The organism is Stenotrophomonas sp. 14P6.2.3 (genome assembly GCF_057799055.1).
In genome coordinates, this window is the sequence record NZ_JBYOLA010000001.1 from 169,923 (window position 1) to 192,946 (window position 23,024).

Sequence of the window (23,024 nt, forward strand, 5' to 3'; positions counted from 1 at the left end):
GATGCCTCACAAGCGGGGACTGCAAGGATAGCGGGGTGCAGCGGTCAGCGTCATCCGCGTCAGGTTCAAGTATTCTCTGCGTTCAAGGGGCAATGCCGTCGATGCCTGGCGGGATGGACATGGCAGGACGCAGAGGATGAACGACATGAGCGCGCAGGACGTCGCCGTACACGCCCCATCGGCGCGCGGCATCCTCAGCAGCGGCGCCCGCGAGTCGATGAAGTGGATCGCGCTGCTGTCGATGACCGGTGATCACGTCGCCAAGGTGGTTTTCGGTGGCTATGTGCCGGTGGTCAGCGAGTTTGGGCGCATCGCCTTCCCGCTGTTCGCGCTGGTGATGGCCTGCAACCTGGCGCAACCGGGCGCCGATCTGGGCAAGTCGATCCGGCGCCTGTCCGCATGGGGCCTGGTTGCGCAACCCCTGCACATGCTCGCCTTCGGCCACTGGCTTCCGCTCAACATCCTGTTGACCTTCGGTCTGGCCGCCGTGGCGGTACATGCGCTGGTCAACAACCGGCAGCTGTTGCTGCTGGTGGCGGGAGGCCTGCTGCCGTTCTTCGTGGATTACCAATGGGCGGGCGTGGCATTCGTGATGCTGGGCTGGATCGCGTTCCGACACCGGGCGTACTGGCTGCTGGCGTTCGGATTCGGCGGGCTGTGCTGGGTCAACGGCAACGGATGGGCATTGCTGGCCATCCCGCTGGTGCTGGCGTTGGCCAGGGTGCCGTGGAAGGTTCCGCGTTCACGCTGGGCGTTCTACGTGTACTACGTGGGGCACCTGGCGGTCCTCGCCGCCTATGCGCAGTGGCTGCGCTGAGCAACGGCACTCATGGTAGCGGTCAGCTGCCCCGATCACGCCGCTGGTGTCTTTCCAGGCCGCAACGCACACCAGGCACGCTCGCCTCTACAATCGGCCAATGCCTGCCCCGCCAACCCTCGACGATCTGCGCCGCTACGCCGTAGCCCGCACGTTGTTCACGCCCACCACGCTGCTGACCGCGATCCGTCGCCTGGGCTTCGTGCAGGCCGATCCCATCCGTGCGCCCGCGCGAGCCCAGGACCTGACCCTGCGGCACCGGGTGAAGGGCTATCAGGCCGGGGATCTTGAGCGCCGCTACAGCCGGCTGCCGATCGAGGAAGACTTCCTGGTCAACTACGGTTTCCTGCCGCGCGAGCACCTGGCGTTGATGCATCCGCGGGTGTCCCGCAGGCCGTGGGATGCCAGCACGCGGCGCAAGGCGGCCGAGGTGCTTGCGTTCGTGCAGGAGCGGGGTGCGGTGCATCCACGCGAGGTCGATCAGGCGTTCGCGCATGGCCGGGTGACCAACTACTGGGGCGGCACCAGCAATGCCAGCACCCATCTGCTGGATGGCATGCACTACCGCGGCATGTTGCGCATCGCTCGTCGTGACAGTGGTACCCGCATCTACGCCGTTGCGTCACATGCACTCGCCGAGGGCGGCAAGGCCGCACGCCTGCAGCGCGCCACCGCACTGATCGACCTGGTGGTGCGCAAGTACGCGCCGTTGCCTTCGGCCAGCCTCACCTATCTGGCGCGGCTGCTGGGCTATGGCGCTCCACATCTGTCCGTTGAGATCCAGCAGGCACTGCGGCTGGCGCGCGAGCGACTGGCTGGCGGCATCATCGACGGGACCAGCTGGTACTGGTCGGCCGAGGAGAACCCCCGTTCGCGGCGCTACCAGGCCGATGAGCAGGTGCGGCTGCTGGCACCGTTCGATCCCGTGGCCTGGGATCGGCGACGATTCGAACTATTCTGGGGCTGGGTCTACAAGTTCGAGGCCTACACCCCTGCGGCCAAGCGTCGCTTCGGCTACTACGCGCTGCCGCTGTTGTGGCGCGACCAAGTGGTCGGCTGGGCCAATGTCACCGCCAAGGATGGAGCCCTGCAGCCGGATATTGGTTTCGCCAGCGCCTCTCCCATGAAGGACGTTCTGTTCCGCAATGCGCTGGATGATGAACTGGAGCGTATGACGCGATTCCTCACCGGATGAAGTCCTGCCTTGCGGTGACAGCAGACGCTGTTGCTAGTCGTCGCGCCGCTGCGTACGTACCCGTGCGCGTGCGTCATAGAGCTGGCTGTCCGCATGATGGATGGTGTCAGCCACGGACTCACCCGGCGCGCTGACCGCCGCGCCCATCGAGAACGCCGTCGGCGACTGCGCTGCGTTGGTGGTGTACCAGCCCTCCAGCACGGGAAGGCGTTCGGACGCCGATGCGGTCAACACCACCAGGAACTCGTCTCCGCCCAGACGGACCACGGTCTCTCCCGCACTCAGAGGCGCCTTCAGGAAGGCGGCAAACTCGACCAGCATCGCGTCGCCGCGGCGGTGGCCCTGCGCATCATTGATTCGTTTGAAATCGTCCAGGTCAAATACCAGGCACGCCCACGTTCCGGCGGTCATCTCGTCGAGCCGGTGCAGGTAGCGGCGGTTGTGGCACTGGGTGAGTGGATCCTTCAGCGATAGTTCGCGCAGGCGCTGCTCCTGCAGGCGCAGCGCGGTGACATCCTGGGCGTGGCCGAGCACGAAGGGGGGCTGTCCTTCGCTGTCGAGCACGTTGTTGTAGGCCCAGTAGCGCAGCGTTCCATCGGCGGCAATGAGTTCGATGACGCCGGCATCGGTGTGGTTGGCCTCGATGCGCTTCAGGTAGGCATTGAATACCTCGCGGCGCTCGGGCGGCATGTAGTCGCACAGGCTGCGGCCGATGATCTGGCGTTCCTCATAGCCCAGCGACTGCAGCGCCGCTGGGTTCACCGAGGTCAGTGTGCCATCCAGCGTATGCGTGCAGATCAGCCCCAGGCTGTAGTGGAACAGACGCCGATAGCGCACCTCGCTCGCTTCCAGGGCGTCCAGCGCCGCGCGCTCTTCGGTGACGTCCTGGATCGCGCCCACCAGCCGCGGATGGCCCTCCACCTGCTGCCGGTTGCCCACCACGCGGGTCCAGATGCTGCGTCCATCGGCTGTGCTCATCGGCAGCTGCACCTCCCAGGGCGTGCCATCCTCCACGCAACGCTGCACGGCAGTCTGGATGATGCTGCGGCTGTCCTGGCGGTAGAACGACAAGGCCGATTCGAATGTGGGCTGGTAGCTGGAGCGCACGCCGTGGATCTGCTTGGTCTCGCGCGTCCAGCGTACCTCGCGGGTGTCCAGGTCCAGTTCCCAGCCGCCGACCTTGGCCGCGGTGTTGGTGCGCTGCAGGAAGTCCTCGCTGCGCTTCAGATCGCGATGCAGCGCCTGCGCCTGGTCGATCTGCCGCAGCAGTGCGCTGCGCTGTTCAAGCACCTGCGTGGTGACCCGGCCAAGATGGACCATCAATTCCCGTTGCGACGGCGACAGCACGCCGGGCAGCGTGTCGAGCAGGCACAGTGTGCCGATGCGTGCGCCATGGGCGGTGGTCAGTGCTATCCCGGCGTAGTGGCGTACCCGGTGCCCTGCGGTGACCAGCGGACTGCTGGCGAACCGTGGGTCCTGCCTCGCGTCTCGAATCTCCAGCAGCTCGTCCTGCTCGATGGCATGCGAACAGAACGAAATCGAGCGGGGCGTTTCGGTAACGTCTCCCAGCCCGATGCTGGACTTGAACCATTGCCGCTGCGCGGCAACGATGGAAATCAACCCGATGGGCATGCCGGTGGCAGCGAGCGCGGCGGCAACAATGGCATCGAACACGGGCTCTGGCGGCGTATCGAGAACACCCAGGCGGTCGATCTCGAGGAGTCTGGAAGCTTCATCCATGGCAGGCACTGCGTCTCCGGCAGGGAAGGGCAGGTCACAGCGGTCACGCTAGGGCGCGGCACGTTATGCCGTTGCGCGAAACAGTGAGGCTGGTGTCAATGATCCTTCAGTGATGGGTTTCATGCAGGTCTCTTTGGCGTTGCCGCGCGGGGCGCGCGTACCGAAACGTGACGGTGATCGCGCACATGCCAGCGCCAGGGAAAATCCACGGCACGGGTGATGCCGATGCGCGGCCCCACCACCGGGTCGTCCGGCGGCGGCATGCCATCGTCCAGTATCGTGATGCCGTGGCTGGCAGTCACCAGGTCAGCGCCGTCGAAGCGCCGGTCCAGGCCAAACGCCTGCGACAGCTTGCCGGGGCCGCTGGTCAGGTCATGGTCGCGACGGGCGGCAGGGCGCAGCGGGTACATCAGGTCCTGTCCGGCAACCGGCGCGGCGGCGCGCAGCAGTACCGCAACACCCTTGCCGACGTCACCACAGACGACATTGCTGCCCCAGTGCATGCCATAGGTGAAGTAGACATAGAGATGGCCCGCTTCGCCGAACATGCTGGCGTTGCGCGCGGTCATGCCGCGCCATGAGTGCGCCGCCGGATCTTCGCTGCCCGCATACGCCTCGACCTCGACAATGCGCGCCACGCGGCCATCGGTGCGGACCAGCAGCTTGTTCAGCAGCTCCGGTGCGACCACCGTTGAAGGCCGCTGATAGAAGGCGCGCGGGAGCCGGGCTCCGTCAACGGGCAGCGCGGCGAACGTGGCATCTGGATCGGTCTGCTTCGGCATGCTGGAATCATCGCCTGTCCGCGGTGAAGCTGTCGCCAGTGTGGTGTCAGTCCGCCGTGGCTGGACGATCGAGCGCGGCCCGGCGCGCGGCAAACACCTCCGGTGTCTGCGGTTTGATGAACAATGCCACCAGTTCCGGGAACTCCTGTTTCACCGCAGACTCGATGCGGGTGATGCAGGCCTCGATCTGCGGCGTGGTGCGATCGTCCTCGAATTCCGCACTGAGCATCGCCACCACCTGTTCCGGGCCCATCTGCAGGGTGGTCACACCGTTGGCGCGGCGCAGATCCGGGTCGGTCACGGCCACGGCCATGATCCGTTGCGCCACCGCCGGGTGGGCCGGCTCACCGATCAGCAGGCCCTTGGTCTCGCGCGCGAGCAGGAACGCGGTCAGCGCCAGCACACCCGCAATGCACAGCGAGGCGACCCCATCCAGCACCGGCATCTCCAGCAGCTGCGCGGCCAGCAGCCCAACCAGGGCGAAGCCAAGGCCGAGCAGGGCGGCACTGTCTTCCAGCAGCACGGTGAAGGTGGAAGGATCCTTGCTGCGGCGGAACGCCTCGAAGTATCCCAATGAGCCCTTGCCGCGGCGGAATTCGCGCAGCGCCACCCACCATGAGGCACCTTCGAACAGGATGGAGATGCCCAGCACGCCGTAGCTGATGGCGTGATTGGTGGCCGCCTCCGGCTGGCGGATGTGCTGGATGCCCTCGTAGGCCGAGACGCCGGCACCGGCGGCAAATACCAGCAGGGCGACGATGAAGCTCCAGAAGTACAGCTCGCGACCGTAGCCGAACGGGTGCAGGGTGTCGGGGACCTTCTCGGCACGGCGCAGACCGTACAGCAGCAGTACTTCGTTGAGGGTATCGACCAGCGAGTGCACGCCCTCGCTGAGCATGGCCGAGCTGCCGGACAGGCCGGCGGCGATGAACTTGGCAATGGCGATGGCGAGGTTGCCTGCCAGTGCAGCGTAGATGACAAGGCGTGAGCCGGTAGGACGGGACATGGCAGCGCGGCGGTGGAATCGATGGCCGATGATCGCGCTGCCGCTGTCCCGGCGGTGTGCAGGACCCCGGCTGGAAGTCAGGGACGCTGTCGGGCACGCAGCATCAGCGCAAGCACCACGACACCCGCAGCGATGCTGGTATGTCCGGACAGGCTGGCCAGGCCGAAGCCAACGCCCTGCGCGAGTACTGCCGTGGCCAGTGCCAGCAGCAGAAATGCCCAGCCGGCAACACGCCAGTGACGGCTGCGATGCCGCGCGAACGCATGACCACACAGATCGCGCTGGTGGCGCTCCATCGCCAGGGCCAGGCAGACGAACCCTGCCAGCGAAAGCACGAACAACAGTGCATGCACCATCACCCAACCTCCGCTGCCGAACGCACGGATGCGCTTTGCGGGGCGGCAGATGCGCGCGGACGTCGGGCCTTGGGCGTGAAGCGCCAGGCGCGCCATCCGATGTACGCATGCAGCATCGCCAACGCCAGCAGGGTCAGGTCCGCACCGGCCCACGCCCAGTCACCAGCGCCCAGGGTCCGCCATAGCGGATGCGGGGTGGTGAACGCGGTCAGTGCGGGAAGCAATGCAAGCAGGATGGCCGCCAGTGCGAACTGCTCGACCCACGCACGTTTGGATGGGCGCAGGAAGGCATGGACGAACATCGCCGCCCACGCCAGGAAGAACACATGGACTTCCCACGCCGAGCGACCGGCCACCGTGACCGACAGCAGGCGGTTGGCCCAGAAGAACGCCGCCATCGCCACTGACAGCCCAGCCACCGTGCCGATGTTCAGGCATTCGACCAGCCGGAAGCCGAAGTAGGGGCGCTGCGGATCGGGCAGCTGGCTGCGTCGCTTGACCGTCCACAGCACCAGCCCGCTACCGACCATCGCCGTGCCAGCCAGGCTGACCAGGAAGTACAGCCAGCGCGTAGCGGCATCGGCAAAGCGGCCCAGATGCAGGCCGTACAGGACGCCCTGGGTCTGTGCAGCGGCGCCCGAGGACTCCTTTGCCAGGAGCAGCTCACCACCGGTGCCATCGAACAGCAGGTAGTTCGGGGTGGTGGATACGCGGGTGGACTGTGCGCGCACCACCGCCACGCGTGCCTGTGCATCCCCGGGGTTCTGGATCTGCATGCCGCCCACGGCGCCACTGCCCCAGCGATGTTCTGCCTGGCGCACCATCGCACCGATATCCGCCAATGGCGCAGCGCTTGCGGCGGCGGGATGTGGTGGCGGGAACAGCCGCATTTCGCTGACCACTTCGGCCTGCTGCCGTTTGTCGTCCAGCGTCGACAGTCCCCACGGCATGTACAGCACCGCCAGCATCACCAGCCCGCTCCAGGTGATCATGAAGTGGAACGGCAGGCCCAGCACCGAAGCGGCCGCATGGCCGTCCAGCCACGATCGCTGGCCCTTGCCCCAGCGGAAGGTGAAGAAGTCGGCGAAGATCTTCTTGTGGGTGATGACACCACTGACGATGGCCACCAGCATGAACATCGCGCATATGCCGACGATCCAGCGACCCCACATCGCTGGCATGTAATGCAGGTTGAAATGGAAGGCGTAGAAGAAGTCACCGCCGCTGGTATCGCGCGACTGCAGCGGTGTGCCGGTGGCGGCGTCGAACAGACCCGAATCGAATCCGTGGCGACCGCGCCCACCCGGACTGGCCCACATCGCTGACGCCCACGGCATACGTTCGCTGGGGAGGGTGATGTTGATCTGGGTGACTGCAGGTGCGTTGGCCAGCACGTGCGTTGTCAGCCGCGTGGCAGTGTCTGCCGCATCGGGCAGGGCCTGCGGTGTGTTGATTTCCGGGCGCGTGTAGCGGGAGATCTCATCACGGAAGTAGCTGGCGGTACCGGTAAGGAACATCGCGTACAGAATCCAGCCTGCCAGCAGCCCCACCCAGATGTGCAGGTCGGACATGGTCTGGCGGATGCCGCGCGGTGTCGCCGCACGGGCGGCGGACGACCTCATGGGCCTGCTCCGGCAGAGACCCGGTAAACCGCCGGCAGCAACAGCATGGCGGCGATCCCCAACCCCAGCCAGGCCCGTGCCGCCGAGCGCACCGCGAACACCCAGATCACCGCGCCGGCATACAGCAGGAAGCTGGCCAGCATGCCGGTGAACACGGCCTGTTGCGGATCAATCGGCAATGCGAGGGCCGCGACGCTGCACAGCGCAGCCAGGGCGTAGCCGCCGAACAGTGCAGCGGCGATACGTGACATCAGCGGCAGCCATGCAGCTACCGGAACAATCCAACGAGCATTCACGGAAGCGAACTCCAGCGCGCCAGGCCCGAAGACCTGGCGCAGGTTGGCAGGCAATCAGAAATCAACGGTGGCCGACAGCAGCGCAGTGCGCGGCGAGCCCAGTCCAGAACCGAGGCTGCCGGCCCAGTACGCCTTGTTGGTCAGGTTCTGCACGCTTGCCCGCAGCACCAGCGGATGGCCCGCCGCCTGCGTGGCGTAGCGCGCGCCCAGATCGAACACCGTGCGGCCTGGTACCCATTGGCTGTTGTCAGCGTTGATGTAGCCCTTGGACATGCTGATGGCGTTGCCGGTGAGGGTCAGGCCGGGCAGGGCGGGAACGTCCCATTCCGCGCCGAGTTTGCCCTGCCATTGCGGCGAGGCGGTGGCCAGCCGCCCCTCGTTGACGCCGCCCTGGGTGCGGGTCAGCTTCGGCTGCAGCCAGCCGATGCCGCCGAGCAGACGCAGCTGGTCGCTGAACTGTCCGAACACGGTCCATTCCACGCCGCGGTTGCGCTGCTGGCCGCCGAACGAGAACACATTGCTGGCCGGGTCCGTATAGGAGCCGGGCTTCTCGATCTCATACACGCTGAAAGCGCTGGCCAACTGGCCGAAATCCAACTTCGCACCGATCTCGCGCTGCCGCGTCTTGTAGGGCGGGAACACTTCGCCGGCATTGGCGGCGGTGACCGGTGCCGTGGTGCCCTGGCTCAGGCCTTCGATGTAATTCGCATACAGCGACAGGCGTTCGCTGGCCTTGAACAGCAGCGCGCCTGCGGGCGTGTTGGCGCTGGCATCGTAACGCGCGGTGCGCTTGCCGGTAGCGCCGTCCAGGGTGTCGCTCAGCACGGTCTGGCGACGGATGCCCACGGTCAGCTGCAGCCGGTCGCCGGCGAAAGACAGCGTGTCGGCGATACCGACACTGGTAGTGCGCACTTCGCCGGTTTTCGGCAGCGAGGCGTCACTGAAGCTGCGATCCACCGCAGGGCCCCATTGCGGGTCGTGGATGTTGGTCATCCAGTCCCGCGGCAGCAGGTTGCGCTGGAAGCCAAACTTGTAGTCGTGGTGATACCACGCGGCACTGAGCGCCAGCGCGTGGTCGACCGGACCGGTGCGGAAGCGCGCGGACAGGCCGGCCTCGGCCGTGTCCTTGCTGTAGATGAAGCGCTGATGGGCAAAGTTGTTGCGGAAGTCGCCTGCACTGTTGACGATCAGCGTGGTGCCACTGGCGATGGAATCGAAGTCGGTGTGGCCATGGCCGTAGGCCGCGTGGGCGGACAGCTGCTCGTTGATGTCGAACTCCCAGCGCAGCGCCGCTGCCTGGTCCTTGACGTTGCTGAAGGTCCAGTCCGGCGCGAACAGGGTGTCTGCCTTTGGTGGGTGCGGCACCGCCAGCCCCGCCGCCAGCGATACGCCACGATTCAGGCCATCAACATGGTCACGGCTGGCAAACAGATCCATCGATACCCGCGAGCGCTCGCCACGCCAGTCCAGCCCCAGCGATGCCAGCTGCGATCTGTGCTGCTGGTTGCGCGTCGCGGTGTCGCCATCGCGGTGCACGGCATTGAGGCGCACACCGAACTGCTTGCCGGCACCGAAGCGCCGGCCGATATCAAGATGACCGCCGAACTGGGCATCGCTGCCGTAGCTGGCGGTGAAGCGGGTCAAGGGCGTGTCGTCGGCCCGTTTGGGCACGAGGTTCACCGCGCCGCCCACCGAGCCACCGGGCGGCATGCCGTTGAGCAGCGCCGACGGGCCTTTCAGCACTTCGACGCGCTCGGCCAGCTCCGGTGTTACTCGATAGTAGGGGATCAGCCCGTACAGGCCGCCAAATCCGATGTCCGACGAGGCCACGCCGAAGCCGCGGATGTTGAAGTAGTCGGTGATGCCGCCGCTCGAGCCGCTGCTGTAGACACTGGGATCGGTCAGCGCGATCACCTGCACCAGGTCCGGTGCCTGGATGTTGTCGATGAACTCGGCCGTGTAGCTGGTGGTGTTGAACGGCGTATCCATGAAGTCCAGGTCGCCGAGCAGGCCGACGCGGCTGCCGCGTGCGAGCTGGCCCCCGGCATACGGTGATGTCGGCGCGAGCTTGTCGGCGCGGACGTTCACCGACGGCAACTGCGTGGCGCCCTGATCGGGCTCGGCCGCGTGTACCAGCGATGCTGCCAGCAGCGATGGCAGCAGCGCCAGCCGCGCGGTACCAGCCAGCAAGCGCAGGCGAGGAAGGGTGGGGATGGATGTCAGGCAGATCATGGGGGTACTCGTCGTGGGAAGCGGTGCGTTCGGCCAGCGCGGCGCCGTCGATGACCTGGGGGCAGGACGACGCGGGCTGCAGGGATGGCTGGCAGAGGGCACGCAACACCCTGCGACGGGCAAGGGACATCGGCGATCTGTGGCTCGGTGGAACGATCTCCGTGCTTCGGAGCGCGGAGGATGAAGCGGGTGGATGAGGGGCGGATCAGATGTCGTCGGCGAGGTCGTCGACATCCTGCAGGCCACCGCCACCTGCCAGCACGCGCTCGTAGTTGCGGCGGCGACGCTGGTCGGTCTCGCTGGTGGTCTCGCCGCGTTTCCAGTAGCCGGCGACTGCAACGTCCGCTCGATCCAGGCCGATGTCATGCAGGAAATGGCGGCGCAGCTCACGCATTTCTTCGCGTTCACCGGCCGCCCACACCACGCTTGCCGCGCTGGTGCTGCGGGCGCGCGCAGTGCGCAGCAGCGGCGTCGGTGCAGCCGGGGAGGGCGCCTCGATGCGGTGCAGGACCACGCCGGCCACCGCAGGCAGTTCGGCCACCGGCAGCGGGTCATCCGATGCAATCCAGGCCTCGGCGCGCAGGCCCTCAGGCCATTGCTGCAGCAGCGCGTACAGCGCGGGAATGGCGCTCTGGTCGGCGAACAGCAGCGCACTGGCGCCCTGTCTGTGTGGCACCTGCAGATGCGGGCGCGGGCCGGTCAGGGTGAATGTGTCGCCTGGCTGCAACGCAGCGACCCAGGCCAGCATCGGGCCCGGTGATGCGTGCAGCACCACGTCGAACACGAAACGACCTGCGGCAGGGTCGACGCTGCGCACGGTATAGATGCGTGAGACATCGCCGAACGTGGCACCCAGCGCGATCCGTACCGCTGTGTTCGCGCGAAGCCAGGGTGCCAGATCGGCCTGCGCAGGCAGCTGCGCGGTCACCCGCTGCAGGCTGCCGGCCGGTCGCACTACATCGACGACGCCGACCCGCAACGACTGCAGGCCGCGATCGTGGTCAGCGCCGCGGAGGGCGCCGGGCGGACCTTCGGCAATGGAGGTGTCGGACATCGGATATGGCCTGCAACTGCGCGAATGCGAATTAGTTACATCATAGTAAACTAATTTCACGCGGCCGCAACAATGCGGTTGCTGGCGCATTGACCAATCCGGCAGTGCTGACCACCATGGCGCGTAATCCATCCACATGCCGCGCACCGGAGTTCCATGGCTGCACCGAAGAAAAGCTCGACGCGCGGACGACCGCCCAGCATCACCCGTGAGCGGATTGCCGACGCCGGCATCGAGATGACACTGCCGAAGCTCAGCTTCGTCGGCGTGGCCGCGTTGCTGGGCGTCAGCCATATCGCGCTGTACAAGCACGTGGCCAATCTTGCGGCGCTGCGCGAGCAGGTGGCCGAGGCGATCTTCGAGCGCTGGCACGCGCCGCCGTTGGCCACGGGCAAAGGTGCGACGATCGAGGGTGATCTGTTCACCTTCCATCGATCGCTGCGCACACTGGTCGAACAGAACCCGGGCCTGGCACCTTTCCTGGTCAGCCATGGTGCGAAGACGCCGGAGATGGTCGAGCGCATCCGCCAGCACCATGCGGCATTCGCGCGTGCCCACGACCTGCCGCTGGAACAGGCCGCCTGGCTGCTGTCAACCGTGGCCTACCACTGCGTGGCGTTGGCTGACACGGTGTATGCACGGCACGAGACGGTGGACACCTCACGCCGCGCCTACGACCCGGAGCAAGCCGAGGCCGAGTTTGATCGTGGCATGCAGGCGCTGATACGTGGCGCGTTGGCGATGTGCCGGGGCCAGAACTCCGGATAGATTCCCCGCGTCGATTGCCTGCGCAGACCCGGGTAGCGCCGCCCTGTGGCGACGCCACCCGGCATGGGTGCCCGCTAGTTCGGGGACACCAGGATCGCAGCGTCGAGCACCGGGAACGATTGCGGTGCCTGGCCCGACGAGGCGACCAGGCGGATCTCCAGCGTCGTCGAACCGCCGCCGGCAGCATCCGCGCGCAGCGCCCCCAGCGTCTGTGGCAATGGCACGGCGAACGTCGTTGGATGATCGTGGCCCATGGCCGCCATGCTCGGCCCGAAGAATGAGACCGTGCCGGCGTAGTACGGACTGTCCGCGCTGACCGACGTGACGTCGGCCGGTGCATTGATCAGCACGTCGAACTCGCGCGTGTTGTGCAGTCCATGGGGACGCTCGAGGGTCACCTCCGCAATCAGCATGCGCGGGCCGGTGGCCGCCAGATGCGCACGAACCGCTTCGTTGGGCACGGCTACACGCACGGCGCCGTCGGTCCGCTTGCCGCGCACCAGCCGCGCGGCCTTCGCGGCGTTCGGAGCCGTTGCGGCCTGCTCTGCGGCACGGACACCGCGGCCATAGACGTAGTCATAGTCGAACGCGGTGGTGGAGAAGAATTCCGCGGCCGGGCGCGTGCCGACGTAACGGCCCTGGCCATTGACGAAGAAGCGGAACGGTTCGTCCATGAACTGCCGGCGTTCGGCAGCGTCGGTCGGCATGATCGGGCGGCCGAAGGCCTGCTGCCTGCGTGTCCACACATCCCACAGGCGATCCATGTTGGCGTGGTGCAGGTAGAAGATCGGATCCAGCGGCGACAGGAAGTTGGTCATGTTGCCGTAAGGGCCGGGATCGACGGCGCCGACACCGCCAATGCAGTTGTGCACCTTGTTGTGCGGGAAGCCTTCCAGCACCGAGAACTTGGTGGCCCCATCGGGCTGCAGCACGTGCGAGGTGGTGCGCGAGCTGGTGAAGCTGCGGCTGATGTCAGGGTTGTTGAACTCCACCGGTGACAGGCCGGCACGGATGGTGTCGGCGGACACGGCGGAGGCCGTCTTCGGGTCGAAGCCCGGATGCTCGCGCCAGAGATAGCGGGCGCCACAGGTAACCGCGTACGCCGCATTGCCGGAAATGCCGGTCTGTTCCTTAGCGTTGTAGCCGGTGACGTCGTTCCAGACGTCTTCGGCGCTGTTGTAGCCACGCAGCGACAGCTGCTGCCGCTGCCCACTGTCCAGGGTGTTCCAGTGGCGCTGCAACGCAGGCTTCATGAACTGGGTGAACACCGCCAGGTTGCGGGTGTAGGGCGTATAGGCCTTGTCGGTCGGGGTCAACAGGCCGTCGAACATCGCAACCGGAATCTGCGGAAGTTCAGTCCAGTCCCAGTACGGCATGGCGAACTGGCGATCGCCGCTGAGCTCGCGGATGGTCTGTTCGAAGTAGCCTACGTAGCCGCGGTGCCAGACATAGAACCACCAGTTGCCGTGCGGGCAATCCATCAGGTGCACGAACGCATTGCGGAACCAGTTGCGCGGGTCGTCAGCCGGCAGCGCCAGCATTGCCTGGATGCCTCGGGCATAACTGGCCAGCATGCGCTGGCCTTCCGGGCTGGTGACGTTGTAGCGGTGGAAGCGCGCCACTGCGGTACCGTCGGTCGCGCTCTGGGCACTGGCCAAGGCACTGGGCGCGAACAGCGAGGCCAATGAGGCGGTGGCAGTGGTTGCTAGGAAATCACGGCGTGTGTAACGCATAGCGTCCTCCCTGGTGATTGGTTCAACCGCGTCGGGTTACGAATCACTGCAAGGGCCCGTGACTGCTGCCACGGGCCGGACGGGGACATCCAGCCCCGCCGCCCGGATCGACGGGCGCGAAGGCGCCGCCGGACCAGGGCGGCAGCAGTATAGGCACGGCATTGCGCCCGGATCTGGGCAGTACGCCACAGTCATGGCCGGCCCTGGCCGGCCGGGTCGACTATTCCGGGCCGGTCTTCACCCGCGCCACACGCTTTCGGTACTCATACACGTTGTCACCGCGGATCCGCTTTTCCTGCGTCCCGCTGATGCTGTCCACGCGACGATCCGAGCCGGTCACCGGCTTGGCATCGATCTCGGTTTCGTGTTCGAACGAATGCGATTTGTCGGTGTTGCGGTAGAACCGGTACAGCGCCCAGTACAGCGCGGTCGCGCCGGCCGGGCCTGCAGCCAACAACCAAAGACCACTGTCATCACTCATGTGCTGGCCACCAGGAAGGCAATTGCGAGGGCTTCGATGATCGTGCCGGCGGTCAGCGCCGCCAGCAGCATTTTCCACTGCTGCACGGGCACGCTGCCCATGGTTTCACCGGTCCGGCCGTTCACTGCGATGTAGTGCAGCATGCCGCCGTTCTTGCCGGGCTGGTGGTACGAATACAGCCACACCGGCAGGTACATGGCCACCCAGCGGGTGCCGTGCACCTCCAGCTGCTCCTGTTCCCAGCGCACGCCACGGTCGTAACGGCGCACCGTGCCTTCCACCTGCGCGCGGGCGATCGACAGCAGCTGGTCTTCCAGTCGCGGCCGCAGCTTTTCGACATCCAGGTTGCGCTTTTCCGAAGTGAAACCCGCCAGGTAGGAGGCGTTCCACTTCACTGCATTCTTGGTGTCGAACGGCAGAATCGTGTTGATGATGTTGTTGGTGTTGGCGCGCGTGTCGAGGTTGCCGCGCTCTGCCGACGATTCCAGCGGCAGGTCGTCCACGGTGAAATCGACCTGGCGTTCTACCTGGTAGATGTCCGCGTCGTAGTAGGTCTGCTTGTTCTTTTCGCTGCCACGGGTGTATTCGCGTGTCTTGATCTCGCCCTTGCCGGCCACCGCCGCACTGACATTGCCGTCGACGATCATGTAGGGCAGGTACACACCCACCACGTTTTCCGGGGTGAACTGTTCCTTGAACGCCTTGAGCGCGAACATCCGGCGCTTGTCGACGAACTGGCGGATGCGCGCGACCGCATCCTCCTTCTTGATGTGGAACGGCAGCACGGCGTCAGGCACGGCGCCATTGGCGATCTGTTCGTTCACGCCAAATACGTGACGGCACCAGTGGCAGCGCGCCGTCATCGTGCTTTCAGTGTTGACCGTGACTTCGGCGCCGCAACCGGTGCACTTGAAGGTCATCAGTGCCGAGGTGTCGGCATCGATATCGCGCGCGCCCGATGCGATGACGGTGCCACGCAGCTGGTCGATGGCTTCACCCAGCCCGAACTCCTCCTCCACCCGTGCGCCATGCCATTCGTGACGGCAGTACAGGCAGACCAGGATATCGGTGCCCAGCTTGGGCCGGATATCGGTAGCGCCGCACTTCGGGCAGCGGTTGAGGCCGTCTTTCAGTTCGGCCGCAGAGGTATCGATGGCGACCGGGTCGGGCGCCCCGACCTCGTTGCGGATGGCCTCAGGCAGCGTCGAGGTATCGAGCGGGAAGCTGCCGGGCAGGGGAGGGACGTCCTGCGGCGATCCCGGCCCATCCAGCACCGCCGCCGGCAGGGGCGGCGGTGCTGAAGCGGAGCGGGGTAGCGGCGGCGGCGTGTTTCTGGGATCGGACATGGTGGTTGCGCGTCCTGCGTCTGCTTACAGTCCCAGCGCCTTGGCCTTCAGCGCGTCATAGTCGGTCTGGGTGATCAGGCCCAGATCCAGCATTTCCTTGGCCTTCTTCAGCTTGGCCACCGGGTCGTCGGCAGCCGGCGCGGCCGGGGTTGCCGGCTGCTGCAGGTTGCCCGCGCCGAACATGCCCGACGCCATGCCCACGCCGACAAGGCCGGCGGCACCGCCGTTCTCGCCTGCGGACTGGATGCCCTGGGCAACGCTGGCCTGCAGGTTGGAATTGCCGCGCGAGCCGGACAAGGCATCGGCGCGCTGCACGGTCTTCAGCAGCTCACGGGTGTTGGCGTCGTACTCGATCGAGACGATGGCGGTCTTGACGATGGCCAGGCCGCGATCGGACTTCCACTGGTAGCCCTGCTCGACGGCAGCCGACAGGCTCTGCGCAAAGCCCAGCGAATCCTGCTGCAGCTTGGTGATGCGGTTGCCCTTGCTTGGATCGTTGGTGTACAGGCTGAATGCCGGCGCCAGCGAACCCACCACTTCATTGAACAGCTGGCTGGCAGCGGCGTTGTCCAGGTCGGTGAAGTCGAACACCTGGCCCGGCTGCAGGTAGCTGGCCGGAACGAAGTTCTTCACGAACAGGATCGGGTCGACGATCTTCAGCGTGTACGAGCCACGGGTGACCGCGCCGACCTGGGTGTTGAGGAAGCCATCGTCCCAGTAGATTTCCGACTGGGTGCCGAAGCGGTTGTCCGGCAGTTCCTTCAACGAAACGAAGAAGGCGGCCTGCTGCGAGCCCGGCTGGCCGCCGAACTTGAAGCGCTCCCAGCTCTGCTTGATGAAGGTGCTGACCAGGCCGTCGCCGGCGAAGATCGACTGGGAGTTCAGATCATCCGATCGCCACTCGTAGCCACCCGGCTCGGCGACGAAGGCGGTGATCGCGCCATCCTGGAACAGCAGCAGGCCGTAGCCCTCCGGCACGACGATCTTGGAGCCGTTGCTGATGATGTTGGAGGAGCCGCTGGTGTTCGAGCCGCGCCCGGCGTTGGTGCCCTGCGGCACCGCCGCGAACAGGGCTGCCGTGGACGGCAGGCCGGTCGGCACGGTGTAGAAGTCTTTCCATTGGTCAGCCAGCACGCCGCCGACTGCACCCTTCACCGCTTGTACCAGACCCATGACCCACTCCCTGTAGTTGCCGGACAGGCACCACGCCTGTCGTGCTCGGCTGACTATAGAGGAGGCAGGCTACGCCCGGCTAGCGGCCGGGCGAGCCCCCATTCATCTCGTTGTGGGGCCTTGGCCCGCCTGACGCCCCAGCCGCAACCCGTAGCACGTGCAGGCGTCTCAGCGCACCGATTGCGGCACCCGGCGCAGCTTCCCGGTGTCGTACCCCATTGCCTTGATGCGGGCCACCGCCTGCTGATACTCCGCTTCGCTCACCTGCGGCGTACGCGCCATGTACCACACGTAGTCGCGCTTGCTGCGGGCCACGATGGTCTGCGTGTAGCCCTCATCCAGCCAGGCAATTAGGTACTCGGCCTGGATGGGCCAGATGAACTGCATGCCCCAGACCGCACCATTGCCATGCTTCTCGACGCGGCCTATCGGGTGCATCGACTTCTGTGGCGACTGGAAGCTGCCCTTGCGATAAGTGAAGGTGGTCTTGATGCGCCCATCAGCCTGCAGCGCATAGCTTTCCACGGCATCGAAGGCCTCGCGCTCGGGCCGCGAAGGAATATGGGCAATGACATACCAGTCGCCCATGAAGCGGGGCACGTCCACCTTCGGTGGCAGTGGGATGGGGCGGGTGTCGTGGCTGCTGCAGCCTGCGCCGAACAGGGCCACGGCCAGCAGCGTGAACAGTGGGGCGATACGCATGGTGGCGGTCTCCTTCAGCGCGGGCGGAACAGATAGTGGGCGACCAGCCATTGCTGACCATCGTCGTAGCCGAACAGCTCGGCGCAGGCCATCCAGAACATGCGCCAGCGCTGCCACCAGATGCGTGCGGCGGCTTCGTCGCCATAGGTCTGCGCCAGGATCGGCAGCAGCTGCTCGCGGGCGGCATCCTGGTTGGCCAGCCAGTGGTTGGCGGTACGCTGGTAGTGGGTGCCGTCCAGCAGCCAGCGCTGGTCCAGTACCAGCTCGCGCTGGAAGTGCAGCAGCGTGTCCGCAGCCGGCATCAGGCCGCCGGTGAAGAAGTGCCGGCCCATCCAGTTGTCGTCGCCCTCGGTCTCGAACGGATACATCAGGGTGCGATGGGCGAAGATGTGCACGAACAGCGCGCCGTCCGGCTTCAACCAGCGGGCGATGCGACCCAGCAGGCGGTCGTAATTGCGCACATGCTCGAACATCTCCACCGATACGCAGCGGTCGAATGCCGCTGCAGGCAGCTCCAGCTGGTTGACGTCGCGGGTCAGCACCTCGACGTTGCCGAACCCACGCGCCTCGCACTGCGCCAGGATATGGTCGCGCTGGCTATGCGAGTTGGACACGGCGGTGATGCGCGCGTTCGGGTGGCGCTCGGCCATCCACAAGGTCAGCGAGCCCCAGCCGCAGCCCAGCTCCAGGATGTGCTGGCCGTCGGCCAGCCCGGCGCGCTGCCCGTACAGTTCCAGCATCGCGTCCTCGGCCTGGTCCAGCGTCTCGCTGCCGGTACGGTAGTAGCAGCTGCTGTACTTCAGGCGATGCCCCAGGCAGCCCTGGAAGAAGGCGGCAGGAACCTCGTAGTGCTGGCGGTTGGCTGCATCCACGTGCAGGGCGAGCGGGCTGCTGGCCAGTTCGGCAATGCGGCGGCTGAAGCGCTGCGACTGCTCCTCCATGCTGCCGGCCGACTCTTCGGCCAGGCGTTGTGCGCACAGGCGACGGATGCCCGCGCGCAGCGCCGCATCAGGCAGCCAGCCACGCTCGGCCCAGCCGGTGAGTCCGCCCTCGGTATCGGCAACCGGAGCAAGGGACGGGGTGCTGTTCATCGGAATCACTCCTTGGGGCTGCGCGGAAACCACGGGAAGAACATCGGGGTGCTGCGCTGGTAGTCGCGATAGTCATCACCGCGACTGCGCAGCGCCTGTTTCTCGGTGAAGGGAACGCCACTGAGGTAGCGCAGGAACACGTACATCAGCACCGGCCCGGTCCAGGCCAGCCACCACAGCGGCGACCCCGCTGCCAGCACTACATAGGTGAACCAGTGCAGCCACTCGAAGAAGTAGTTGGGGTGGCGCGTATACCGCCACAGCCCTTCGCGGCAGGTGCGGCCCTTGTTGGCCGGGTCGGCACGGAAACGAGCCAGCTGGCGGTCGGCGAGTGCTTCGCCACCTACACTGAGCAGCCACACCACGAGCGCCGCTGCGATCCAGGCAGGCATGTCGCTGCGCGGGTTGTTGGCCACGGCCACGAACGGCAGCGCAAACAGCACCACCAGCGCGGCCTGTGCCATGAAGAAGCCGAAGATCTTTCCCTGGTGGCCGTGCCAGTGCTCACGCAGATAGCGGTAGCGACCGTCCTCTGCTTCGCTGCGCACACGCCGCCACAGATGCAGGGCAAGCCGGCTTCCCCACAGCCCACCCAGCAGCGCCAGCGCGATGCGGGGCTGCAGCGCGCCATCGCCCAGCCATGCAAGCAGCAGCGCGCCTGCCGCCACACCCTTTGCCCACAGCACATCGACGATGCCGATGTTCTGGTGCCTGCGCTGCCACGCCCAGCCCCAAGCCATGATCAGCACGGCGTACAGCAGTACCCACCACACGCTGCTCATCAGGTTGCTCCAATCAATGGGGTGTCGTGGTTGCCGGGCGTTCCGCAGCGTGCCACCGCGCACAGCAGCGACAGCGCGATGCACCAGCCCAGCGCCAGTGTTGCTACGCCCTGCCAGGCCGGGGGGGTGAAATGCACCGCCTGGAATCCGCGCGCCGCAGATAGATACGCCAGCGGCGCCAGCAGGCCGAGGGCCACCGGCAGCAGCCAGTGCCGCTGCAGGAACGCCATCGATGCAGTCAGCGTCATCGCAAAGGCAGCCCACAGGGCGAGAATCCACGGTGGCGGTACCCAACCCAGCGGCGCAGCGGCGTAGTGCACGCCACCACTGGCGGCCGCGCTGCCATCCACCAGGAATGCGCATGCCAGCGCGAGCAGCAACAAGCGCAGATCCAGGCGGGGCTGCGCTGAGGTGAGCAGCTGGCTGCCGATGTACACAGTGGCCGACAGCATTGCCGGCCATTGCCAGCCCCGGCCGGCGCCGGCGACGGCGCACAGCCATACCAGCTGGTTGCCGATCACGTTGACCCAGGTGCGACGCATGTCAGCCGATCCGTTCGCCATGGGCATCCGCTTCGGGGCGGTAGCCAGGGCGTGCCAGCAGCAGATGGGAAACGCCGATGGAGCGCTCCAGGAAGCCACCTTCGCAGTAGGCCAGGTAGAACTCCCACAGCCTGCAGAAGCGCTCATCGAAGCCCTGCGCGTGTACCGCCGGCAACTGCCCGAGGAAGCGCTGCCGCCAGGCGCGCAGGGTCAATGCATAGGAGTGGCCGAAGTCCTGCTGGGCGATCAGCTGCAGGTCACTGGCCCGGGTCTTGGCGGCCAGGATGGCGTTGATCGACGGGATGAAGCTGCCCGGAAATACGAAGCGCTTGATGTAGTCCACGCTGCGCCGCGCCTGTTCGTAGCGCTGGTCCTCGATGGTGATAGCCTGCAGCAGCGCCACCCCATCAGGCTTGAGCAGCCGCTGCAGGGTGGCCATGTAGGTGTCCAGATACTCGGCACCGATGGCCTCGATCATCTCGATGGAAACCAGTTTGTCGAACTGTCCCTGCAGATCGCGGTAGTCCTGCATCAGCAACGTCACCCGATCCTGCAGGCCCACATCGGCCACCCGCCGTGCGGCCAAGGCATGCTGTTCGGCGGAGATGGTGGTGGTAGTGACATGGCAGCCGTAGTGCTGCGCGGCATGCACGGCAAAGCCACCCCAGCCGGTGCCGATCTCGACCACGCGATCACCCGGCTGCAGTCGCAGCTGCTGGCAGATGCGATCCAGCTTGCGTCGCGATGCGCTTTCCAGTGAGTCACCGGCATCGGTGAACAGCGCCGAGGAGTACATCAGGTCCGGCGACAGGAACAGGGCGAAGAAATCATTGCCCAGGTCATAATGGGCGGCGATGTTGCGACGGCTGCCTTCGCGGCTGTTGCGCCGCAGCCGGTTCCAGCCGCGCAGCAGCCAGCCGCCGATGCGCGCCGGCCCGCGTTCCATGCCATCCAGCAGGTCGCGGTTGCGTACCAGCAGCTGCACCAGCGCCACCAGGTCGTCGCAGCGCCAATCACCGTTGATGTAGCTCTCGCCGGCGCCAACGCTGCCGTTCGCCGCCACCTTGCGGTAGAACGCCGGGTCATCGATGGTCACGGTGACCTGAAGGTCGCTGCCTGCGTTGCCCAGCTGCACCTCGCCAAACGCATCACGCACGCACAGACGTCCGTTGTGCAGCGGCGCAAGCTGGACCAGAAGGCGTCGGCGGAGGAACGCGTCCAGGGTGCCGGGCTGGGGCAGGGTGGCCGAGGGGGTCATTTCGTTCATCGCGGCTTCTCGGCTAGGGAAGGATGGTCGTGCACGGGGTTGCGCTTGAGCCAGAGGCGCAATGCCTGCCAGTGGATGGCGGTGACCACCTGCGCGCTCATCAGCGGGTAGCAGGCCAATACCCGGGCAAGCCCACGGCCATCGATGGGCCGCCGCTGCATGCTCTGTGTGGCATCGAACTGGCGCTGGCCGTTGCGCCATACCTGCATGTGCACGCGCAGGTCGTCCGCGGGCGCGGTGAAGCGCCAGTCATACGCGCAATCCATGGGCATGAAGGGTGAAACGTGGAAGGTCTTGTCGAACTGCCAGCGCAGGGCGCGGCCCTGCCGTATCGCAGTTTCGACCGGAAGCACGTAGGCGTGTCGCTCCTTCCAGGGCGTATTGGTGATCTCGGCGACGATGCAGTCCAGGGTCTCCCGGTCAGCTTGGTAGCAGTAGTAGAAGCTGACCGGGTTGAACACGTGGCCACCGAAGCGCAGGTGGGTCAGCAGCCGCACCGGGCCGTCGGGGCGCCGCCCCAGCGCCGTCGCGGCATGGTCACGCACTGCGTCGGCCAGGGAGGTCGCGGGATCACCGAAGTAGTCGCTGCGGCGGAACTCTGCCAGGTTGCGGCGCCCGACCGACCACAGCCAGCGTCCGGCAAATACCTGGTCCAGCTCGTCCAGATCCAGCAGCAGCTGCGCGATCGGGTAGCGGAACGCGTGGGCATGCGGGTGGTGGCGACGATGCTCGACGTGGCCGAAGTAGATGGCGCTGGCGCTCACGCGGGCACCTCCGCTTGCTGCGCGCTGTGGCTGCGGAATGAGCGTGCCTGCAGCGCGTCGACCACGCGGCGGGCACTGCGGATGCCGTCCTCGTGGAAACCCCAGCCCCAGTACGCACCCGCGAACCAGGTATGGCGATGTCCCTGCACCTCGGCCCAACGCTGCTGTGCACTTACGGCGCTGTGGTCATGTACCGGATGTGCGTAGTGCAGGCGCCGCAGTACCTTGGCCGGATCGATGGCCTCGCTGCGGTTGAGGGTCACCACCAACGGAGTGTCGCCGGGTAGCCCCTGCAGCAGGTTCATGCAGTAGCTGACCGTGCAGGGCGCTGCTGGATCGCGCGGCACATGCGCGTTCCAGGCCGCCCAGGCCTTGCGGTTGGCGGGCAGCAGCGAGGCATCGGTGTGCAGCACCGCCTCATTGGGCTGGTAGCGGATCGCACCGAGCACCGCCTGCTCAACCGGGTCGGCGTCGGCCAGCAGCGCCAGGGCCTGGTCGCTGTGGCAGGCCAGGATCACTTCATCGAAGCCTTCAACGCCGGTCGCGGTGTGCACGCGCGCGCCCCAGGGCATGCGCTCGACCGCGTGCACTGGGCATTCCAGCCGCTCGTGTACCCGCCAGCGCGCACGAAGGGCATCCACATAGCGGGCCGAACCGCCCTTGACCACGCGCCAGGATGCACGCCCGGTCATCTGCAGCATCTGGTGGTTGGCCATGAACTGCACCAGGTAGCGCGCTGGGAAGTCCAGCACCTGTGCGGTCGGTGATGACCACAGTGCCGAGGCCATCGGCAGCAGATGCTCCTGCACGAACGCCTCGCCATAGTGCTGGCTGTGCAGGTATTGGCCCAGCGTAGGCCCCTTCTCCTCGCCGAGCAGCAGGGGGGCGTCACGATAGAAGCGCCGCAGGTCGGCCAGCATCCCCCAGAAGCGCGGTGAGAGCAGATTGCGGCGCTGGCAGAAAAGTCCATCCAGCGACGTGGCGTTGTACTCCACGCCGCTGCGCTCGCTGTGCATCGAAAAACTCATCGTGGTCGGCTGCGAGGCCACGCCAAGTTCATTGAACAGGGCCGACAGCAGCGGGTAGTGGTGTGGGTTGAAGACGATGAACCCGGTGTCGACCGCCATCCTGCGTCCGTCCACCGTCACCTCATGGGTGTGGGTATGGCCGCCCAGGTAGTCGTTGGCCTCGAACAGGGTGACGTCATGTTCGCCGTCCAGCCACCACGCGCTGGACAGACCGGCGATGCCGGAACCGATGACCGCGATACGCATG

The 23,024-nt window shown here is 66.3% G+C and carries 22 protein-coding genes; 3 read left to right on the plus strand and 19 right to left on the minus strand.

Annotation, left to right across the window (positions count from 1 at the left end; all coding sequences use genetic code 11):
- The first annotated feature begins 136 nt into the window (after positions 1-136).
- On the plus strand, positions 137-817 hold the full coding sequence (locus AC27VL_RS00740; RefSeq protein WP_488765283.1) for a TraX family protein: 681 nt from the start codon (positions 137-139) through the stop codon (positions 815-817).
- Between the two features lie 100 nt (positions 818-917).
- The gene (locus tag AC27VL_RS00745; RefSeq protein WP_488765284.1) at positions 918-2,012 is read left to right on the plus strand and encodes a DNA glycosylase AlkZ-like family protein; all 1,095 of its coding nucleotides are present in this window, start codon (positions 918-920) and stop codon (positions 2,010-2,012) included.
- 33 nt (positions 2,013-2,045) lie between these two features.
- On the opposite strand, the gene AC27VL_RS00750 is transcribed toward AC27VL_RS00745, so the two are convergent.
- The 8 genes from AC27VL_RS00750 to AC27VL_RS00785 all read right to left on the minus strand — a co-directional run bounded on the left by AC27VL_RS00750 (position 2,046) and on the right by AC27VL_RS00785 (position 11,100).
- Complete coding sequence (locus AC27VL_RS00750; RefSeq protein WP_488765285.1) at positions 2,046-3,752, minus strand: sensor domain-containing diguanylate cyclase; 1,707 nt, start codon at positions 3,750-3,752, stop codon at positions 2,046-2,048.
- A 119-nt stretch (positions 3,753-3,871) separates the two neighbouring features.
- The gene (locus AC27VL_RS00755; protein WP_488765286.1) at positions 3,872-4,534 is read right to left on the minus strand and encodes a DNA-3-methyladenine glycosylase; all 663 of its coding nucleotides are present in this window, start codon (positions 4,532-4,534) and stop codon (positions 3,872-3,874) included.
- Positions 4,535-4,580: 46 nt separating this feature from the next.
- A complete protein-coding gene (locus tag AC27VL_RS00760; protein WP_488765287.1) occupies positions 4,581-5,540 on the minus strand; it encodes a cation diffusion facilitator family transporter in 960 nt (319 codons plus the stop codon).
- Between the two features lie 77 nt (positions 5,541-5,617).
- The gene (locus tag AC27VL_RS00765; protein ID WP_191078005.1) at positions 5,618-5,896 is read right to left on the minus strand and encodes a DUF3325 domain-containing protein; all 279 of its coding nucleotides are present in this window, start codon (positions 5,894-5,896) and stop codon (positions 5,618-5,620) included.
- Positions 5,896-7,518 (minus strand): PepSY-associated TM helix domain-containing protein, encoded by a 1,623-nt coding sequence (locus AC27VL_RS00770; RefSeq protein WP_488765289.1) that lies wholly within the window; start codon positions 7,516-7,518, stop codon positions 5,896-5,898. The genes AC27VL_RS00765 and AC27VL_RS00770 overlap by 1 nt, the downstream gene beginning before the upstream one ends.
- Positions 7,515-7,769: a DUF3649 domain-containing protein gene (locus AC27VL_RS00775; protein WP_353098816.1), complete on the minus strand. Its 255-nt coding sequence runs from the start codon at positions 7,767-7,769 to the stop codon at positions 7,515-7,517. The genes AC27VL_RS00770 and AC27VL_RS00775 overlap by 4 nt, the downstream gene beginning before the upstream one ends.
- 99 nt (positions 7,770-7,868) lie before the next feature.
- Positions 7,869-10,046 carry a TonB-dependent receptor gene (locus AC27VL_RS00780; RefSeq protein ID WP_488765290.1) on the minus strand — a complete coding sequence of 726 codons (2,178 nt, stop codon included), beginning with the start codon at positions 10,044-10,046 and terminating at the stop codon, positions 7,869-7,871.
- A 205-nt stretch (positions 10,047-10,251) separates the two neighbouring features.
- Positions 10,252-11,100, minus strand: a complete 849-nt coding sequence (locus AC27VL_RS00785) for a siderophore-interacting protein (protein WP_488765291.1) — start codon at positions 11,098-11,100, stop codon at positions 10,252-10,254.
- Positions 11,101-11,256: 156 nt separating this feature from the next.
- On the opposite strand from AC27VL_RS00785, the gene AC27VL_RS00790 reads away from it, so the two are divergent.
- Positions 11,257-11,868, plus strand: coding sequence for a TetR/AcrR family transcriptional regulator (locus AC27VL_RS00790; RefSeq protein ID WP_488765292.1), 612 nt, complete (start codon positions 11,257-11,259; stop codon positions 11,866-11,868).
- Positions 11,869-11,942: 74 nt separating this feature from the next.
- Here the strand turns inward: AC27VL_RS00790 and AC27VL_RS00795 are convergent, their stop codons facing one another.
- The 11 genes from AC27VL_RS00795 to AC27VL_RS00845 all read right to left on the minus strand — a co-directional run bounded on the left by AC27VL_RS00795 (position 11,943) and on the right by AC27VL_RS00845 (position 23,023).
- Entirely contained in the window at positions 11,943-13,601 is a 1,659-nt protein-coding gene (locus AC27VL_RS00795) for a tyrosinase family protein (RefSeq protein WP_100552597.1), read from the minus strand.
- 220 nt (positions 13,602-13,821) lie between these two features.
- Positions 13,822-14,082, minus strand: a complete 261-nt coding sequence (locus tag AC27VL_RS00800; RefSeq protein ID WP_099818559.1) for a hypothetical protein — start codon at positions 14,080-14,082, stop codon at positions 13,822-13,824.
- On the minus strand, positions 14,079-15,428 hold the full coding sequence (locus AC27VL_RS00805) for a TFIIB-type zinc ribbon-containing protein (protein ID WP_488765293.1): 1,350 nt from the start codon (positions 15,426-15,428) through the stop codon (positions 14,079-14,081). The genes AC27VL_RS00800 and AC27VL_RS00805 overlap by 4 nt, the downstream gene beginning before the upstream one ends.
- Positions 15,429-15,452: 24 nt before the next feature.
- Complete coding sequence (locus AC27VL_RS00810) at positions 15,453-16,601, minus strand: SPFH domain-containing protein (protein ID WP_089235748.1); 1,149 nt, start codon at positions 16,599-16,601, stop codon at positions 15,453-15,455.
- A gap of 168 nt (positions 16,602-16,769) precedes the next feature.
- Positions 16,770-17,303: a lipocalin family protein gene (locus AC27VL_RS00815; protein ID WP_100552594.1), complete on the minus strand. Its 534-nt coding sequence runs from the start codon at positions 17,301-17,303 to the stop codon at positions 16,770-16,772.
- 14 nt (positions 17,304-17,317) lie between these two features.
- On the minus strand, positions 17,318-18,394 hold the full coding sequence (locus AC27VL_RS00820) for an SAM-dependent methyltransferase (RefSeq protein WP_100552593.1): 1,077 nt from the start codon (positions 18,392-18,394) through the stop codon (positions 17,318-17,320).
- A 5-nt stretch (positions 18,395-18,399) separates the two neighbouring features.
- The gene (locus tag AC27VL_RS00825; RefSeq protein ID WP_488765294.1) at positions 18,400-19,176 is read right to left on the minus strand and encodes a DUF1295 domain-containing protein; all 777 of its coding nucleotides are present in this window, start codon (positions 19,174-19,176) and stop codon (positions 18,400-18,402) included.
- Complete coding sequence (locus AC27VL_RS00830; protein WP_488765295.1) at positions 19,176-19,718, minus strand: DUF2878 domain-containing protein; 543 nt, start codon at positions 19,716-19,718, stop codon at positions 19,176-19,178. The genes AC27VL_RS00825 and AC27VL_RS00830 overlap by 1 nt, the downstream gene beginning before the upstream one ends.
- 1 nt (position 19,719) lies before the next feature.
- On the minus strand, positions 19,720-20,985 hold the full coding sequence (locus AC27VL_RS00835; protein ID WP_488765296.1) for a class I SAM-dependent methyltransferase: 1,266 nt from the start codon (positions 20,983-20,985) through the stop codon (positions 19,720-19,722).
- Entirely contained in the window at positions 20,982-21,749 is a 768-nt protein-coding gene (locus AC27VL_RS00840) for a DUF1365 domain-containing protein (protein ID WP_488765297.1), read from the minus strand. Before AC27VL_RS00840 ends, AC27VL_RS00835 begins: the two co-directional genes overlap by 4 nt.
- Positions 21,746-23,023 carry an NAD(P)/FAD-dependent oxidoreductase gene (locus AC27VL_RS00845; RefSeq protein ID WP_488765298.1) on the minus strand — a complete coding sequence of 426 codons (1,278 nt, stop codon included), beginning with the start codon at positions 23,021-23,023 and terminating at the stop codon, positions 21,746-21,748. Before AC27VL_RS00845 ends, AC27VL_RS00840 begins: the two co-directional genes overlap by 4 nt.
- Position 23,024 lies beyond the last annotated feature (1 nt).